The 15,336-nt window shown below is 36.8% G+C and carries 17 protein-coding genes; 13 read left to right on the forward strand and 4 right to left on the reverse strand.

Annotated features, from left to right (window positions below; all coding sequences use genetic code 11):
• The 4 genes from VLB74_RS06035 to VLB74_RS06050 all read left to right on the forward strand — a co-directional run.
• Positions 1-654: T9SS type A sorting domain-containing protein (locus VLB74_RS06035; RefSeq protein WP_325202558.1), on the forward strand; the 654-nt coding region annotated here is incomplete at its 5' end.
• Between the two features lie 140 nt (positions 655-794).
• Positions 795-1,331, forward strand: a complete 537-nt coding sequence (locus VLB74_RS06040; protein ID WP_325202559.1) for a TlpA disulfide reductase family protein — start codon at positions 795-797, stop codon at positions 1,329-1,331.
• A gap of 3 nt (positions 1,332-1,334) precedes the next feature.
• Complete coding sequence (locus VLB74_RS06045; protein WP_325202560.1) at positions 1,335-1,949, forward strand: thioredoxin family protein; 615 nt, start codon at positions 1,335-1,337, stop codon at positions 1,947-1,949.
• A gap of 23 nt (positions 1,950-1,972) precedes the next feature.
• Entirely contained in the window at positions 1,973-2,290 is a 318-nt protein-coding gene (locus tag VLB74_RS06050) for a rhodanese-like domain-containing protein (protein WP_325202561.1), read from the forward strand.
• 26 nt (positions 2,291-2,316) lie between these two features.
• Here the strand turns inward: VLB74_RS06050 and VLB74_RS06055 are convergent, their stop codons facing one another.
• On the reverse strand, positions 2,317-2,997 hold the full coding sequence (locus tag VLB74_RS06055; RefSeq protein ID WP_325202562.1) for a Crp/Fnr family transcriptional regulator: 681 nt from the start codon (positions 2,995-2,997) through the stop codon (positions 2,317-2,319).
• 103 nt (positions 2,998-3,100) lie between these two features.
• Between VLB74_RS06055 and VLB74_RS06060 the strand changes: the two genes are divergently transcribed.
• The 9 genes from VLB74_RS06060 to VLB74_RS06100 all read left to right on the forward strand — a co-directional run bounded on the left by VLB74_RS06060 (position 3,101) and on the right by VLB74_RS06100 (position 12,175).
• Positions 3,101-5,473 carry a heavy metal translocating P-type ATPase gene (locus VLB74_RS06060; RefSeq protein WP_325202563.1) on the forward strand — a complete coding sequence of 791 codons (2,373 nt, stop codon included), beginning with the start codon at positions 3,101-3,103 and terminating at the stop codon, positions 5,471-5,473.
• Between the two features lie 114 nt (positions 5,474-5,587).
• On the forward strand, positions 5,588-5,764 hold the full coding sequence (gene ccoS / locus VLB74_RS06065) for a cbb3-type cytochrome oxidase assembly protein CcoS (RefSeq protein ID WP_325202564.1): 177 nt from the start codon (positions 5,588-5,590) through the stop codon (positions 5,762-5,764).
• Positions 5,765-5,766: 2 nt separating this feature from the next.
• On the forward strand, positions 5,767-7,962 hold the full coding sequence (ccoN, locus tag VLB74_RS06070; protein WP_325202565.1) for a cytochrome-c oxidase, cbb3-type subunit I: 2,196 nt from the start codon (positions 5,767-5,769) through the stop codon (positions 7,960-7,962).
• 5 nt (positions 7,963-7,967) lie between these two features.
• Positions 7,968-8,162 (forward strand): CcoQ/FixQ family Cbb3-type cytochrome c oxidase assembly chaperone, encoded by a 195-nt coding sequence (locus VLB74_RS06075; RefSeq protein WP_325202566.1) that lies wholly within the window; start codon positions 7,968-7,970, stop codon positions 8,160-8,162.
• Positions 8,163-8,165: 3 nt separating this feature from the next.
• On the forward strand, positions 8,166-9,119 hold the full coding sequence (locus tag VLB74_RS06080) for a cbb3-type cytochrome c oxidase N-terminal domain-containing protein (RefSeq protein WP_325202567.1): 954 nt from the start codon (positions 8,166-8,168) through the stop codon (positions 9,117-9,119).
• A 7-nt stretch (positions 9,120-9,126) separates the two neighbouring features.
• On the forward strand, positions 9,127-10,545 hold the full coding sequence (gene ccoG / locus VLB74_RS06085) for a cytochrome c oxidase accessory protein CcoG (protein WP_325202568.1): 1,419 nt from the start codon (positions 9,127-9,129) through the stop codon (positions 10,543-10,545).
• 121 nt (positions 10,546-10,666) lie between these two features.
• Positions 10,667-11,113, forward strand: a complete 447-nt coding sequence (locus tag VLB74_RS06090; RefSeq protein WP_325202569.1) for a FixH family protein — start codon at positions 10,667-10,669, stop codon at positions 11,111-11,113.
• A gap of 83 nt (positions 11,114-11,196) precedes the next feature.
• Positions 11,197-11,904, forward strand: a complete 708-nt coding sequence (locus tag VLB74_RS06095; RefSeq protein WP_325202570.1) for a sulfite exporter TauE/SafE family protein — start codon at positions 11,197-11,199, stop codon at positions 11,902-11,904.
• Positions 11,905-11,944: 40 nt separating this feature from the next.
• The gene (locus VLB74_RS06100) at positions 11,945-12,175 is read left to right on the forward strand and encodes an HP1242/YdcH family protein (RefSeq protein WP_325202571.1); all 231 of its coding nucleotides are present in this window, start codon (positions 11,945-11,947) and stop codon (positions 12,173-12,175) included.
• 89 nt (positions 12,176-12,264) lie between these two features.
• Here the strand turns inward: VLB74_RS06100 and VLB74_RS06105 are convergent, their stop codons facing one another.
• The 3 genes from VLB74_RS06105 to VLB74_RS06115 all read right to left on the reverse strand — a co-directional run.
• Entirely contained in the window at positions 12,265-12,705 is a 441-nt protein-coding gene (locus tag VLB74_RS06105; RefSeq protein WP_325202572.1) for an SRPBCC family protein, read from the reverse strand.
• Positions 12,706-12,800: 95 nt separating this feature from the next.
• The gene (locus VLB74_RS06110; protein WP_325202573.1) at positions 12,801-14,324 is read right to left on the reverse strand and encodes a carboxypeptidase-like regulatory domain-containing protein; all 1,524 of its coding nucleotides are present in this window, start codon (positions 14,322-14,324) and stop codon (positions 12,801-12,803) included.
• Positions 14,325-14,466: 142 nt separating this feature from the next.
• On the reverse strand, positions 14,467-15,336 hold an 870-nt coding region (locus tag VLB74_RS06115), incomplete at its 5' end, for a coproporphyrinogen-III oxidase family protein (protein ID WP_414655588.1).

The raw sequence follows: 15,336 nt of genomic DNA on the forward strand, positions 1-15,336 counted from the left end.
AATCCGTCAGTTAGCTTTGATCTGGCTTTCGATTTCGAACCAAACTGGGATATCCTTTATTTTGAATATTCTACAGATGGTGGAGTGAACTGGAATGTTTTAGGTACTTCGGCGGATTCAAACTGGTATAACAGCAGCAGAATGCCAAATGGAACAGACTGTTTTAATTGTATTGGTAATCAGTGGACAGGAAATTATGCCACAGCCCCTTCAGGAGGTAATGGAGTTAACGGAAACAAGAGAAATTACAGTCACACTTTGGCACAATTTGGAAATGGTGGTGCCACACCGGCATCAAATATCATGTTCAGATTTAAATTTGTTTCCGATGAAGCAGTAAATCAAGAAGGTGCAATTATAGATAATTTTGTTATTAGCGGAACACTTTCGGCAGAAGATCACGGTAATTTTGAAACTTTCAATGTATGGCCAAATCCATCAAACGGAAACGTGAATATTCAATTGAATACTTCTGATAAGGTAAATGTTACTTTGTTTGATATCCGAGGAAGAAGAGTTTACAATAAAGTGTTTAACTCTTCAGGAGCAATGTTTAATCAGGAAATTAATTTCAATTCATTAGAGAAAGGAATTTATCTTTTAAATGTTGAATCAGAAGGTAAGAAAGCAACTAAAAAGTTAATCATCAACTAAGATCGGTTATAAATGGGAGAGAGCGGATAAAAGCAATTTTATCCGCTTTTTTTATCTCCTTATGTGATATAATTTTATGTTAATTAAACGGATGAAAAAAGTAAGATTTTTTATCTTTAAACAAAATAAAAAACAATTCCATGAGAAGTTGGGTCATTATTTTATCATTCGCAAGTTATCTGTCTTTTGCACAGAATAATGATAATGTGCAGGATTCGGACTTGAAACCGATTAAGATCTACGAAAAAGAAGGAGTGAAAATAATGTCATATGACTTTAATTCGCTCGAACCCCTACTGCATAAAAATAATAAAATTACTTATGTGATTAATTTCTGGGCTACATGGTGTGTGCCTTGCGTAAAGGAATTGCCCTATTTCGAGCAAATAAATAAGAAATATAAAGATCAAAATGTAAAAGTCATATTGATCAGCATGGATATGCCCAAGAAGGTGGAAACTGCTTTGATTCCTTTTGTCAAAAAAAAGAAGCTGGAGTCTGTTGTTGTCCATCTGGATGATCCGGATGCTAATGCCTGGATAGAAAAAGTAGATAAAAACTGGAGTGGGGCAATTCCTGCCACAATTATCTATAATAATACAACCCGAAAGTTCTATGAACGTTCTTTTACGCTTGAAGAACTTGATAAAGAGTTACTAACAATCATTAATAACTAAATTATGAAAACAGTCAAAATTGCAGCATTGGTATTATTGGTAAGCATAATGAGTGCTTTTACCTTGGTTAAATCAGAATCGGGTGGGTATCAGATTGGTGATATTGCTACCGATTTCAGTCTGAAAAATGTAAATGGTAAAAAAGTATCCTTAAGTGATTTTAAAGACGCGAAAGGATTTATCGTTGTATTTACATGTAACCATTGTCCCTACGCAAAAGCCTATGAAGACAGGATTATCGCTTTAGACAAGAAATACAAATCGATGGGATATCCTGTAATTGCAATCAATCCTAACAATCCTGCAGTTCAACCGGACGACAGTTTTGAAATGATGCAGAAGCGAGCCAAAGAAAAAAACTTCGGATTTCCGTACTTATTCGATGATGGGCAGAAAATCTATCCGCAATACGGAGCAACCAAAACACCTCATGTTTACATTCTTGAAAAAAACAAAGGTGGAAATGTTGTGAGATACATCGGAGCTATTGATGATAACTATTCGGATGAATCAGAGGTTAAAAACAAATATGTTGAAAATGCAGTGGACGCGCTGTTAAAAAACCAGGACGTTCCGGTAAAAACCACTAAAGCTATTGGATGTTCTATCAAAGCATAGTACTTTTGCAAAAAAACAAAACAATGAATATTTCACAAGAACAATGGTGGCAAGGAGCCCAGGAAGATGAAAATGCTGTAATCCTTGATGTAAGAACCGAAGGAGAATGTAATGAAGGAATTATTCCGGGCGCAATTAATATTGATATTTATAAAGGACAGGGGTTTATCTACAAATTGGATGAACTTGATAAAGCAAAAAAATATTATGTGTATTGCCGTTCCGGAGCCCGTAGTGGTCAGGCATGTAATATAATGCAACAAATGGGTTTTGAAAATGCTTTCAACCTTTCAGGAGGTATAATGGAGTGGGATGGACCTGTTGTTTCACCAGAGTTATAAAAAAGGAGCCCAAAGCTCCTTTTTTATTATTCGGCTAATTTTCTAAGCCCTTTCTTATCTTTCAAAACTATTTTTTTTCCGTTAAGTTCTATCAAACCACTTTTGTTGAATTCAGAAAGTAATCGGATGCAACTTTCGGTAGCGGTACCAATGATACTGGAAATTTCTTCTCGTGACAATTGTATTTTCAAACAACCGTCTTTGTCTACTCCAAAAGAATCTTCAAGGTATAATAGTGTGATGGCAAGTCTTTCCTTTACACTCTTTTGAGCCAGGTTTACCAAAACATTATCGGCTTCTTTCAAATCATGGCAAACATTTTTCATCATATTAAGAGAAAACTTGTTGTTTTCATTGAAAAATTCCATTACCTGATTTTTAGGAACAAAACATACCTGCATATCTTCTAAAGCTACTGCACCCAAATTAGCAGGTTCTTCGCTTATCAGGGAACGTTGTCCTAATAACTCACCTTTTGTCACTAACTTAACAATCTGATCTTTACCATTAGAACTTAATTTGGTAAGTTTACAAACACCATCTTTAACACAAAAGATGCCATCGAGGCTGTCGCCTTCTTCAAAAATGATGTCGCCTTTTTTTACAGTGAAGGAAGTTTTACAATCGGCAAGTTTCATTATTTCATCCTTGTTTAGGGCTTTTAATGCACTGAACTCCCTAACAATGCATTGATCACATTTACTCATTGTACTGATTGTTTTTGCAAAGATACTATTTATAGTGAATGATAAATATCATATTTTAAAAATTCGTAAATTGTAAACTTTGTGACAGGTAAATGAGCAAATTATGAATGAACAAAATTGTTTCCATTGTGGTAACGATGTTGTCAAGGCAGACGAAATTGTTTTTGATGAAAAAGCATTTTGTTGTAACGGTTGTAAAACGGTATACGAAATTTTCAGTCTGAATGATTTAACCTGTTACTATGATTTTGAAAAGGCTCCCGGAGCAACGCCGCAAGATATAAAAGGCAAGTATGATTTTCTGGTCAATGAAGCCATTGTTTCAAAACTTCTCGAATTCGAAGAAGAAGCCATACACATCGTTTCGCTTTACATCCCGCATGTACACTGCAGTTCATGTATTTGGATTTTGGAAAACCTAAACAAACTACAAAAAGGGATTTCTGCATCTCAAGTGAATTTTCACGCCAAAACGGTCCGGGTTACATACGATCCGAAAGAAACCAATCTGAAAGATATCGTTTTGTTGCTGAATTCTATAGGTTATGAGCCTTACATCAGTCTTGAAAACTATGATGCAAAAAAAGAGGCAGTCGACAGAAGTTTGCACTATAAAATAGGAGTAGCCTTTTTCTGTTTTGGGAATATCATGCTTTTATCGTTCCCCGAATATTTCGAAGTCGGCGAATTTTGGATTGATCAATACAAAGGATTCTTTCGTTGGTTGATTTTCGGATTATCCTTGCCTGCCTTTTTTTATTCGGCTTGGGGGTATTATGTTTCGGCCTGGAAAAGTATTAAATCCAAAATGCTGAATATCGATATTCCCATCGCATTGGGGATTGTGGTAATGTTTATCCGAAGTACCGTTGATATCGTTTTCAATTACGGACAAGGTTTTTTTGACAGTATGTGCGGATTGATTTTCTTCATGCTTCTTGGGAAATTATTCCAACAGAAAACCTATAATTTCCTGTCTTTTGAACGTGATTACAAATCCTATTTTCCAATTGCCGTTACTAAAATACTTGCCAATGGTACCGAAGAAGCCATTCAGGTGTATGATGTTGAAAAAGGCGATCGATTATTGATCAGAAATCAGGAATTGATCCCGGTTGACGGGATATTGATAACAGAAAGTACCCTAATCGACTACAGTTTTGTTACCGGTGAGGCAGAACCGATAGAAAAAAAATCGGGTGATAAGATTTTTGCAGGCGGAAAACAATTGGGTAAAGTCATCGAGATGGAGGTTTTGCATTCGGTTTCCCAAAGTTATCTGACGCAATTATGGAGCAATGATGTTTTTCAGAAAAGAGTCGATCAGAAATACAAAACCATTACTGATACACTCAGCCGTTATTTTACACCGGCTTTATTGATGTTGGCTTTCGTTTCCTTTGGGTATTGGATCTTTATAGATACAACAACGGCATTTAATGTTTTTACGGCTATCTTAATTGTGGCGTGTCCGTGTGCTTTGGCTTTAACGGCGCCTTTTACATTGGGAAATGTGCTTCGTATTATCGGTTACAGAAAGCTTTATCTGAAAAACGCAACCGTTATAGAGCAGTTGTCTAAAGTGAATACGATTGTTTTTGATAAAACAGGAACTATTACGTCGAATAAAAAATCAGCCATTGAATATGTTGGCAATCCAATTTCAGAACCGGATTTGGTTCTTGTGAAAAATATGCTGAGGGGCTCAAACCATCCTTTAAGCCGCAGATTGTATGATTTTCTTCCTCAAGTGGCAATTAAAAAAGCATCGGATTTCGAAGAAATAACCGGAAAAGGAATTCAGGGAACCATAGACGGAAAAAGACTTAAAATAGGTTCGGCATCATTCATTGGGAAATCCGATGAAGATCAAATCAGGCAGACTTCCGTTCACATAAACATTGATGGTATTTATTTTGGTAAATATGTCTTCGGTAATCAATACCGGGATGGACTGGAAAAACTATTTTCGGATTTAAGTAAAACCTATGAATTAAAAGTGCTTTCAGGTGACAATGAAGGAGAAAAAGAGGCTTTGGAGCGATTACTTCCCAAAAATACCGAACTGATTTTTAATCAAAAACCCGAACAAAAATTAGCCTTTATAGAAAATCTTCAGCAACAAGGGAAAAATGTTCTAATGATTGGAGACGGACTTAACGATGCAGGCGCCTTGGCACAAAGTAACGTTGGTATTTCGATTTCGGAAAATGTTAATGTGTTTTCTCCGGCCTGTGATGGTATTCTTGATGCTTCTCAATTTTCGAAAATCAGCTTTTTCCTGAAATTCTCCAAAAATGCAATGCTGACCATTATGATGAGTTTCGGATTATCGTTACTTTATAATGTAGTAGGATTGAGTTTTGCTGTCACGGGGAACCTTTCTCCTATAGTTGCGGCCATAATTATGCCGTTGAGCACAGTGACTATTATAAGTTTTGTAACGATTATGAGCAACCTTTTCTCGAAAAGATAGGATAATGTTTTGTTTTTAAGAAAATTATGATTAATTTTTAAGTTAATTTCTGATATGACAATTGTCATATTTTATACCATATCGCTAAAGTAATTTTGAAAAAACAATAAAGGTATGAGTGTTATTTATCTGTTAATCTCCATTAGTATCGCCGTGGCCGCCGTCTTTTTATACATTTTTATAAGAGCGGTAAAGAGTGGCCAATTTGACGACGATTACACCCCGTCAGTAAGAATGCTTTTTGACGACGAATTGAAAAAAAATCCAAGTAAATCAGAAAAACAAAATTAATTATGGAAATGCAACAATTTTACTATGACAACAAAATTGTAAAAAAATTCCTGTATGCTACTATCGTTTTCGGTGTAGTTGGGATGCTGGTCGGGTTACTGGTAGCAGTATTGTATCTTTTTCCCGGGCTGACCGATGGAATTTCCTGGTTGAGTTATGGCCGTTTGAGACCATTACACACTAATGCTGTAATTTTTGCTTTTATCGGGAATGCTATTTTTGCAGGAGTCTATTATTCTTTGCAGCGTCTTCTAAAAACAAGAATGTTCAGTGATGTTTTAAGCAGCATCAATTTTTGGGGATGGCAATTAATAATCGTGGCCGCCGCAGTTACGTTACCGTTGGGGTATACAACTTCAAAAGAATATGCCGAACTGGAATGGCCGATTGATATCGCAATTGCTCTTATATGGGTGGTTTTCGGTATCAACATGATTATGACAATTTTAAGACGTAGGGAGCGACATTTATATGTGGCCATCTGGTTTTATATTGCCACTTTCGTAACCGTTGCGGTATTGCATATTTTCAACAGTTTGGCTTTACCAGTAAGCGGATTGAAAAGTTATTCTGTTTATGCAGGTGTTCAGGATGCTTTGGTGCAATGGTGGTACGGCCACAATGCAGTAGCGTTTTTCCTTACAACGCCTTTCTTGGGACTGATGTATTACTTCATTCCGAAAGCAGCTAATCGTCCGGTATATTCTTATCGTTTATCCATCATTCACTTCTGGTCTTTGATTTTCTTATATATCTGGGCAGGTCCGCACCACTTGCTTTATACTGCATTGCCGGATTGGGCTCAAAATCTTGGAGTAGTTTTCTCTGTGATGCTTATCGCGCCGTCCTGGGGAGGTATGATCAACGGATTATTAACCTTAAGAGGGGCTTGGGATAAAGTAAGAACCGAACCAATTTTAAAGTTCTTCGTTGTTGCGATTACCGGATATGGTATGGCTACTTTTGAAGGTCCAATGTTATCGCTTAAAAATGTTAATGCAATTGCTCACTTTACCGATTGGATTGTGGCTCACGTTCACGTTGGCGCGCTGGCATGGAACGGATTCATGACGTTTGGTTTGATCTACTGGTTGATTCCGAGAATGACAAAGACGAATCTTTACTCTGTTAAACTGGCGAATTTCCATTTCTGGGTAGGCACTTTAGGAATCATTTTGTATGCCTTGCCTTTATATGTTGCCGGATTTACTCAGGCTCAAATGTGGAAGCAGTTTAATCCTGATGGTTCTTTAGTTTACGGAAACTTCCTTGAAACTGTTACAGCGATTATGCCAATGTATGCGATGCGTGCGGTTGGAGGAACTTTATATCTTATCGGAATGTTTGTTCTGGTTTATAACATTGTGATGACGATCAGACAGGGACAAAGTATAGAAGATGAATTGGCTGAAGCACCGGAATTGCAACGAATCGCTGCACACCGATTAAAAGGCGAAAAATTCCATACATGGTTAGAAAGAAAACCAATCCAGCTTACGGTTTTGGCTACCGTTGCGATTCTGATTGGAGGAATCATTCAAATCATTCCGACATTGGTTGTAAAATCAAATATACCAACAATTTCAAGTGTGAAACCTTATACGCCGTTGGAATTAGAAGGACGCGATTTGTATATAAGAGAAGGTTGTGTGGGATGTCACTCTCAAATGATACGTCCTTTCCGTTCGGAAGTAGAGCGTTACGGTGAGTATTCTAAATCCGGAGAATATGTTTATGATCATCCATTCCTTTGGGGATCAAAACGTACAGGACCAGATTTGTTCCGCGTGGGTGGAAAATATTCAGACAACTGGCACTTCAACCATATGTGGGACCCGCAAAGTACTTCTTCAGGGTCAATTATGCCGGGTTATAAGTGGCTGTATGACAATAAACCTATGGATTACACCAGTATCGAAGACAAAATGCGTACAATGGTTAAACTGGGAGTTCCTTATACTGACCAGGAAATAGCGAATGCTAAACAAAGTATCGCAAAACAGTCAGAGCAGATTGAAAAGAACCTTACAAACGATCCTGATTTTGTAAAAAGTTATGAGGAGAGTAAGAAAAATGCGCTGGCCAAAGGAGAACGTTTTGTACCTATGAAAGATCGTGAAATTACTGCTTTGATAGCTTACTTACAACGATTAGGTACCGATATTAAAATTAAGGATGTAGCTCAAGTTCAAAAATAAAAGGTATGCTGAAGTTTATAAAACACAATTTGGAAACAATCTCAGGGATTGAGATTTACCCGATCATATCACTTCTGATTTTCTTTTTCTTTTTTATCGGATTGTACACCTGGGTGTTTACTTATAAAAAAGAGAAAATAAATGAAATGAGTAACATTCCTTTTACGGATGCTGAAACCAATGATACTTTAAACAGTTAAAAGATGAAAAAGTTTTTTCCAATATACGTTAGAATTCCGGTATTATTTACTCTGTTTTTCCTGGCTATGGAATTCTTTATTGATTCCGGTGATAAACCGGCATTTATAAAATATCCGATTGTTTCAATACTGCTTTTGCTATTTCTTTTTGTTTTGATTGCATTTGAAATTGTTGTAAAAGCATCCAATAATGTTCTAAACAGTTTGCTTACGGAAGAACAGCGTAAAGCGAAGGAAGCAGAAGAAAACCTTCCATTTATGGAATCACCATTCTATAAAAACTTGATGCACAAATTAACGCGTTCAAAGAAAATAGAAGAGGAAAAAGAGTTATTGTTGCATCATGATTATGACGGTATCAGGGAACTTGATAATGTGTTGCCGCCATGGTGGGTATATTTGTTCTATGCCTGTATCGCTTTTGCTTTCATCTATATGGTTCGTTTCCATATTTTAGGCCACGATGATCAAATAACCGAATATGAAAAAGCAATGGCCGAGGCTAAAATAGCCGTCGAGGAGTATAAAAAAACGGCTCCGGATGTTATGGATAAAGAAAAAGTGACTTTATTGACAGATGCCGAAAGCATTGCTGCCGGTAAAACAATTTTCGAAACCAATTGTGTGGCGTGTCACAGACCGGATGCCGGTGGAGCAATCGGACCAAACCTGACTGATAATCATTGGATTTTAGGTGGAGGAATCAAAAATGTTTTCAATACGATTATGGAAGGTGGCCGCGACGGAAAAGGAATGGTGGCCTGGAAGGCAACCATCAAACCGTCGGATATTCAAAAAGTGGCGAGTTATGTGTTGAGTCTGCAAGGATCTAATCCGAAAGATGCCAAAGCACCGGAAGGTGATGTCTGGACAGAAGACGGAGCAGCTCCTGCAGCAACTGCCACACCAGTAACGGAATCTACAGAATCTGCTGCGCCTGATGCAGCAGCAAAATAATAAAAGCATGTCCAATTTACCCGAAGAAAATTTTAGAGACACCATTGGAACAATCGATAAGGAAGGAAAACGAGCCTGGGTCTTTCCAAAAATTCCGAAAGGGAAATGGTATGAAAGAAGGAAATGGGTAAGTTATTTTTTGTTACTCTTTTTGTTCGCAGCACCGTTCATCAAAATCAACGGTCACCAGTTCTTATTGTTTAATGTAATAGACAGGAAATTCAATATTTTCGGATTTCCTTTTTGGCCGCAGGATTTCTTTTTGTTCGTAATCACTATGGTTATTGGTGTGGTCGGACTGGCGTTGTTTACCGTTGCTTTTGGTCGTATCTTCTGTGGTTGGATCTGCCCGCAAACTATTTTTATGGAAATGGTTTTCAGAAGGATTGAATTCTGGATTGATGGTGACCGAGGTGCTCAAATGAGACTGGCTAAACAGAAATGGGACGGCGAGAAAATAAGAAAGAGAGTTAGTAAATGGATTATCTTTTTTATCATTTCGTTCCTGATTGCCAATATATTTTTAGCCTTTATTATCGGAAGTGATGAACTTCTGAAAATGGTAATCGAAGGCCCAACACATAATACAAGTACACTTGTTGCCTTATTGATTTTTACGGCCGTATTTTATTTCATATACGCGTGGTTCAGGGAACAGGTTTGTATCATAGCCTGTCCGTACGGACGTTTACAAGGCGTGTTGCTGGATAATAAAAGTATAGTTGTTGCTTACGACCATAAAAGAGGTGAAGCTGAAAAAGGCCGTGGAAAATTCAATAAAAACGAGGACAGAAGATCATTAGGCAAAGGTGATTGTATCGATGACAAACTATGTGTAAATGTTTGTCCGACCGGAATCGACATCCGTAACGGAACGCAGTTAGAGTGTGTGAACTGTACTGCCTGTATTGATGCTTGCGACTTCATCATGCAAAGTGTAAATTTACCGAAAGGGTTGATTCGCTATACTTCGGAAGATGAAATTGTAAAAAAGAAAAAATTTGTTTTCACCACCCGAATGAAAGGGTATGCAGCAGTTTTGACTATCCTGACGGGTCTCTTTATAGGAATGTTGTTTTTAAGAAACGATGTTCAGGCCACAGTTTTACGCTTGCCCGGACAATTGTTTGAACACAAAGGAGAAAAAATAAGTAACGTGTTTACCTATAAAATCGTAAATAAAACAGTTAAAGACTTTAACCACGTTCATTTCAAGTTAGCTAACATCAAAGGTGAAATCAAGGTGGTAGGAAAACCTGAATTTACAATCAAAAAAGAAGGAATGACCCAGGGAACTTTGTTTGTGGAAATTAATCCGGCGCTTTTAAAAGGCGATAAAACTAAACTGAAAATCGAAGTATACGACGGAGATCTGCTTTTGGAGACGACAACGACTAATTTCCTTGGTCCGAGAAGTTTTAATTAATGGTCATTCGTTTTAAAAATTAAAAATTATGAAATCGCCATTAATAAAAGGTTTGCGCAAGCAAATACCAATAAATAAAAGCGATACCATATATGACCTCTAATAAATAAATTTTACATATATGAAAATCAATTGGGGAACAGGAATCATAATTGCTTTTGCTTTGTTTATGACGTTTATTTTATATTTCGTTTTTAAGGTACAATGCGATTCACAGTACGACCACGAAATGGTTACTGAAGAATATTACAAGAAAGAACTTGATTTTCAGAGTGAATTAAACAAGCAGGAAAACGCTAATAATCTTACGGAAAGAGTTTCGATTGAACCAAATGAAAATGGTTTGTTGATTGTTTTTCCGAAAACCTTTGATATTGCCAAAATAAAAGGAAAAGTGTCCTTATACCGACCGTCCAACCAGAAATTAGATTTCGAAGTTCCGATTTCGTTGTCTACTTCAAATTTGCTCATACCTAAAACAGATTTGGTTGGCGGTCGTTGGGATATTGCTGTGGAATGGGAGTATGGAGGGAAGGAATATCTCAATAAAAAAGAAATTAGCTTGTAAGCAAGAGTCAAGAAGCAAGAAACAAGAGTTTTGATTGAGAATATTTTTTTTTTCCTGCCTCTTGATTCTATTACCTAAAAAACATGTTGTATTCCGGATTCATACTAGGTTTAATAAGCAGTTTGCATTGCATTGGGATGTGCGGTCCTATAGCAATGATGTTGCCTGTGGATCATGGTAATCCTGCTAAAAAAACAATGCAGCTTCTAACGTATCATTTAGGAAGGATAACTGCTTATATGACGTTAGGGCTGGTTTTTGGTTTATTGGGTAAAGGACTTTATTTAGCTGGATTACAACAGCAATTGTCGATTATAATTGGAGTTATGATGATTTTATTTGTCTTAATTCCTGAAAAAGTCTTTGCCCGATATAATTTTTCAAAACCGGTTTATAAATTCATTTCGGCTCTTAAAACGAAACTGGGAAGTCAATTCAAAAAAAGAACATTCAAGGCACTTTTCACTATTGGTTTGTTGAATGGATTTTTGCCTTGCGGATTGGTCTATGTTGCTCTTTTTGGAGCTATTGCCATGCAGAATGAGATTATAGGTGTAGGTTATATGTTTTTGTACGGATTTGGAACCATCCCGATGATGAGTATGATAACCTATGTTTCAGGGTTTCTGACTGTTCCGGTTCGGAATAAAATTCAGAAAATCATACCAATTGTTACTGTATGTATTGGTATGTTGTTCATTATGCGTGGATTAGGGTTGGATATTCCATTTGTTTCACCAAGTAACATGAGTCTTTTTGTGCAACCGGATGCGATATGTAAAACAGAATAACTAATTTTATGGTAAGATAATAACTTGACAGTACAGCATTATGGAAAGACATGATTTATTACACGAATTCCCAGAGTTTCAAGACAAAATCCGCCAATTAAAAACGTCTGATACTCATTTTAAGGACCTGTTCGACCAGTATGATGATTTGGAGCATAAAATTCACCGAATCAATACCGGGGAAGATGTTATTATTGACGAGGCTATGCATGAAATGAAAGCAAAACTCCTTTTTATTAAGGATGAAATTTTTTCATTGCTGCAGAAGTAAATCGATACTCAATTTGAGGTAGCGAGGTTAGGAAAATCCTAAAAACAGATTCAGGAATTTAATGTCATCAATTCCTGAATCTGTTTTTTTTACGTCTGACTTTCAGCAAAATTTTTGAAAGCCGTGAGGTATTTCATGGATTGCTTTTTAAAAAGACCAGGCATCAGAAACGCAAAAATTTTCATTGCCAAACCTTGAAACTGAAATTCGTGTTCCGTGACATACTTTGTTTTAGAATCGGAAATTTTAACAAAGGTGTTTTTTACAATATTGATACCTCCTTTTGTCTCGTATGTTCCGGTAAATTCATCCGGCAAATTTCGAACAGTAACCGTTTCAATCATTTCCATTTCGCGATTACCCATTTTGAATTTCAATCTGGATTTGGCTCCGGGTTCTCCAGGTGTCCCACTGATATGTTCAAAACTCTGCAATCCTTCCATCCATTTTTTTAGGTTGTCCGGATTATCGAAAAGTGCTATTACTCTGTCTATCGGTTTGTTGATCTCTATTTCTGTTTTGTATTTCATGTACCTTGATTTTTTAGAATTTTGAATATACAAAAGTTGTTGGCTAATTTAAAAATTACATTTTCAAAATACCAGTAGAGGACATTGGGATAATATTAATCAGCGGTTTTATACTGTTTCATCTCTTCCAAAGGCTCAATGGAAACGAAATCTTTCCATATGGCAGGGTCATAACGCTTAAGGACAGTATAATTGAATTCTTCCTCTTTAACAGTATCATAGGTGTTTTCACTGATTTCTGATTTGGAGATATTAAGGAATTCGGTTTTATCGCTCATATTTCCTTCTACTTTCAGGTCAAAGGCGAACACGTCTTTTTCATCTTTTGTCAGCTCAATAAATTTCAGCGGCCTGTTGATGTAAAAATACTGGCCTTCCTCTTCAGAAGCATATTGTAAATAATAACCTTTGCCGCCTGCGTTTTTCTTGAAAAGCATTGTCCCTTTGCTGATGTTTTCGGAAACTTTTACACCCAAAAGAAGTTTCATATTGAATCCGCTCAAGGTCTTACCGTCAGCCAGGTCGTAATCACAACGTACAACCGCATAATCCGTTTCCGAGATGTATAATTTTCCGGCATACTTTGCCTTACTTTTTCTGGGTTCGAATTTCAGGATGTAGAGACCTTCATTTTCATCGTTGTATATTTTACCCTCATAGGAATACTCGTATAATTCGGGTTTGTTTACAAAATTCATTTTAGGGTTCAACATGTTGTTTTCGGCCATAAATCCTGAAAGGCTTGATTTTGAAGAGTTTAATTTAGTGTTTTTTGTTTTGGATTTGTTTTTCTTCTCATTATACTCTTTGTTAAGTGAAATGGTGTCTCTGGAACCAAACCAACCACTTTTAAATCGGTAATACTTGGTGGTATCCAAATGTTTCAGGACGATATTTGTCCCCATTTCTTCCAGGTCGTCCAATGAAACCGAACCATCGCCATTCTTGAGCGTTGTAGCTTTTATCACTTCAAGCTTCGGCAAGAATAGAGGTTTGTTATCCTTGGTCGTTTTTGTGGCAGTGTAATAATTGCACAACATGTCCTTCAATTCTTTTGGTGGGTGAGAAATGAGTTTGGTAGTAAAGGCATTCAGTTCTGTATTGGCAGATTTGAGGGCGCTTTCGGTAAACCCGGTTGATTGCGTTATTTCCACATCTATTTTTTTAGGCTTAAACGACGCGACATCACGATAAAATAACATATTTTTTGATGGTTGTCCGTCATTTACGTAATTAACCCGAAGATTTTTATTAACCTCCGCCATTATTGCATAAGGGTCGGGTTTGACATTGGAAATGGTTAGGTTTTCGAGTTCAAATACGCCAGGCTCAAGTCTGATGACATATTGAAGGTTTTTAAGCTCACCTACAGTTATCTCACGTTTGACATAACCAAGATAGGTAACGGTCAAAACGGAAGCATCACTGCTGTTTTTTTCAGATAGAGTAAAGTAACCTTCGGCGTTTGAAACCAGATTTGTGGATTCGTCCACTTTAATGTTTGCGTAGGGCAGGCTTTCGCCATTTTTGGAATCAATAATTTTTGCGGAAATATTCTGTGCAAATGTCATCAGATATCCAAGAAAAAATAAAAATAGAGTGATTGCGATTCGTAACATTACTGTACTGTTTTTTTGATTGTGATGATTTAAATTTAATTATTTTTCTAATATAATCGGATTATGTTTAGTGATATAAATAGAAAAATTCCTTCAAATATATAAATAAGAAGGAATTTACTGTAAAAATAGTTATGAAAAATTACACTGTCATTGAAAACAACTGTGTTTGTGGAGCTTTGCGTTTCAAACGTAAGTCGAACGCCATGCATATATTTCGGACAAAAGGTTTGCCTTTTTCGGTAACAGTAAGTGCATTGTTCTGCATTACCAATAAGCCGTCTTTTTTCATTTCATCCAGATCAGCAAGTACTTCGGGAAGTTCCTTGAAATAAAGGTGTGTTTCATCCCATGAAGTGGTAAACTGACACATTAAATTGAGTATGTGTCTGCGAATGATTAAATCTTCTTCCGTTAATAAATGACCTTTAGAAATCGGTAATTCGTCTTTTTCCAATCGGGCATAATAATCTTCAATTGTTTTTTCATTTTGCGCAAAACCATACCAACTATCGCTGATTGATGAGGCTCCAAGTCCGATCATCAATTGTGTTTTGGAAGAAGTATATCCCATAAAGTTGCGGTGTAGTTTTCCTTCCTGAAATGAAGTAAACATGCTGTCTTTTTTCAGGGCGAAATGATCCATCCCGATTTCATGGTACCCTTTTTTTGCCAATAGCTGCTTCCCAATTTCGTAGAGTCTTCTTTTTTCATCGTCTTTCGGCACATCTTCGTCTTTAAAACCACGTTGTCCGTTGCCTTTTATCCATGGAACGTGAGCATAGCTGTAAAAAGCCAAACGATCGGGAGAAAGAGACTTTGTTTTTTCAATTGTATCCACAATATTTTCCAAAGTTTGAAACGGTAATCCGAAAATCAAGTCATGGGAAACAGAAGTATATCCGATTTCTTTTGCCCAAAACGACACTTTGGCAACATTGTGAAAAGGTTGGATCCTGTGTATTGCCTTTTGAACCGTTTCGCTGTAATCCTGAACTCCAAAGCTAACACG

Origin of the sequence: Flavobacterium sp. (assembly GCF_035456225.1) — a bacterium.
Classification (GTDB): Bacteria; Bacteroidota; Bacteroidia; order Flavobacteriales; family Flavobacteriaceae; genus Flavobacterium.

Coding starts and splice junctions, on each gene's coding strand:
- VLB74_RS06105 (WP_325202572.1), bottom strand. CDS start 12,705: ATGAAATACAAAACAGAAATAGAGATCAACAAACCGATAGACAGAGTA.
- ccoN (WP_325202565.1), top strand. CDS start 5,767: ATGGAAATGCAACAATTTTACTATGACAACAAAATTGTAAAAAAATTC.
- VLB74_RS06045 (WP_325202560.1), top strand. CDS start 1,335: ATGAAAACAGTCAAAATTGCAGCATTGGTATTATTGGTAAGCATAATG.
- ccoS (WP_325202564.1), top strand. CDS start 5,588: ATGAGTGTTATTTATCTGTTAATCTCCATTAGTATCGCCGTGGCCGCC.
- VLB74_RS06110 (WP_325202573.1), bottom strand. CDS start 14,324: ATGTTACGAATCGCAATCACTCTATTTTTATTTTTTCTTGGATATCTG.
- VLB74_RS06050 (WP_325202561.1), top strand. CDS start 1,973: ATGAATATTTCACAAGAACAATGGTGGCAAGGAGCCCAGGAAGATGAA.
- VLB74_RS06040 (WP_325202559.1), top strand. CDS start 795: ATGAGAAGTTGGGTCATTATTTTATCATTCGCAAGTTATCTGTCTTTT.
- VLB74_RS06075 (WP_325202566.1), top strand. CDS start 7,968: ATGCTGAAGTTTATAAAACACAATTTGGAAACAATCTCAGGGATTGAG.
- VLB74_RS06090 (WP_325202569.1), top strand. CDS start 10,667: ATGAAAATCAATTGGGGAACAGGAATCATAATTGCTTTTGCTTTGTTT.
- VLB74_RS06055 (WP_325202562.1), bottom strand. CDS start 2,997: ATGAGTAAATGTGATCAATGCATTGTTAGGGAGTTCAGTGCATTAAAA.
- ccoG (WP_325202568.1), top strand. CDS start 9,127: ATGTCCAATTTACCCGAAGAAAATTTTAGAGACACCATTGGAACAATC.
- VLB74_RS06080 (WP_325202567.1), top strand. CDS start 8,166: ATGAAAAAGTTTTTTCCAATATACGTTAGAATTCCGGTATTATTTACT.
- VLB74_RS06060 (WP_325202563.1), top strand. CDS start 3,101: ATGAATGAACAAAATTGTTTCCATTGTGGTAACGATGTTGTCAAGGCA.
- VLB74_RS06095 (WP_325202570.1), top strand. CDS start 11,197: ATGTTGTATTCCGGATTCATACTAGGTTTAATAAGCAGTTTGCATTGC.
- VLB74_RS06100 (WP_325202571.1), top strand. CDS start 11,945: ATGGAAAGACATGATTTATTACACGAATTCCCAGAGTTTCAAGACAAA.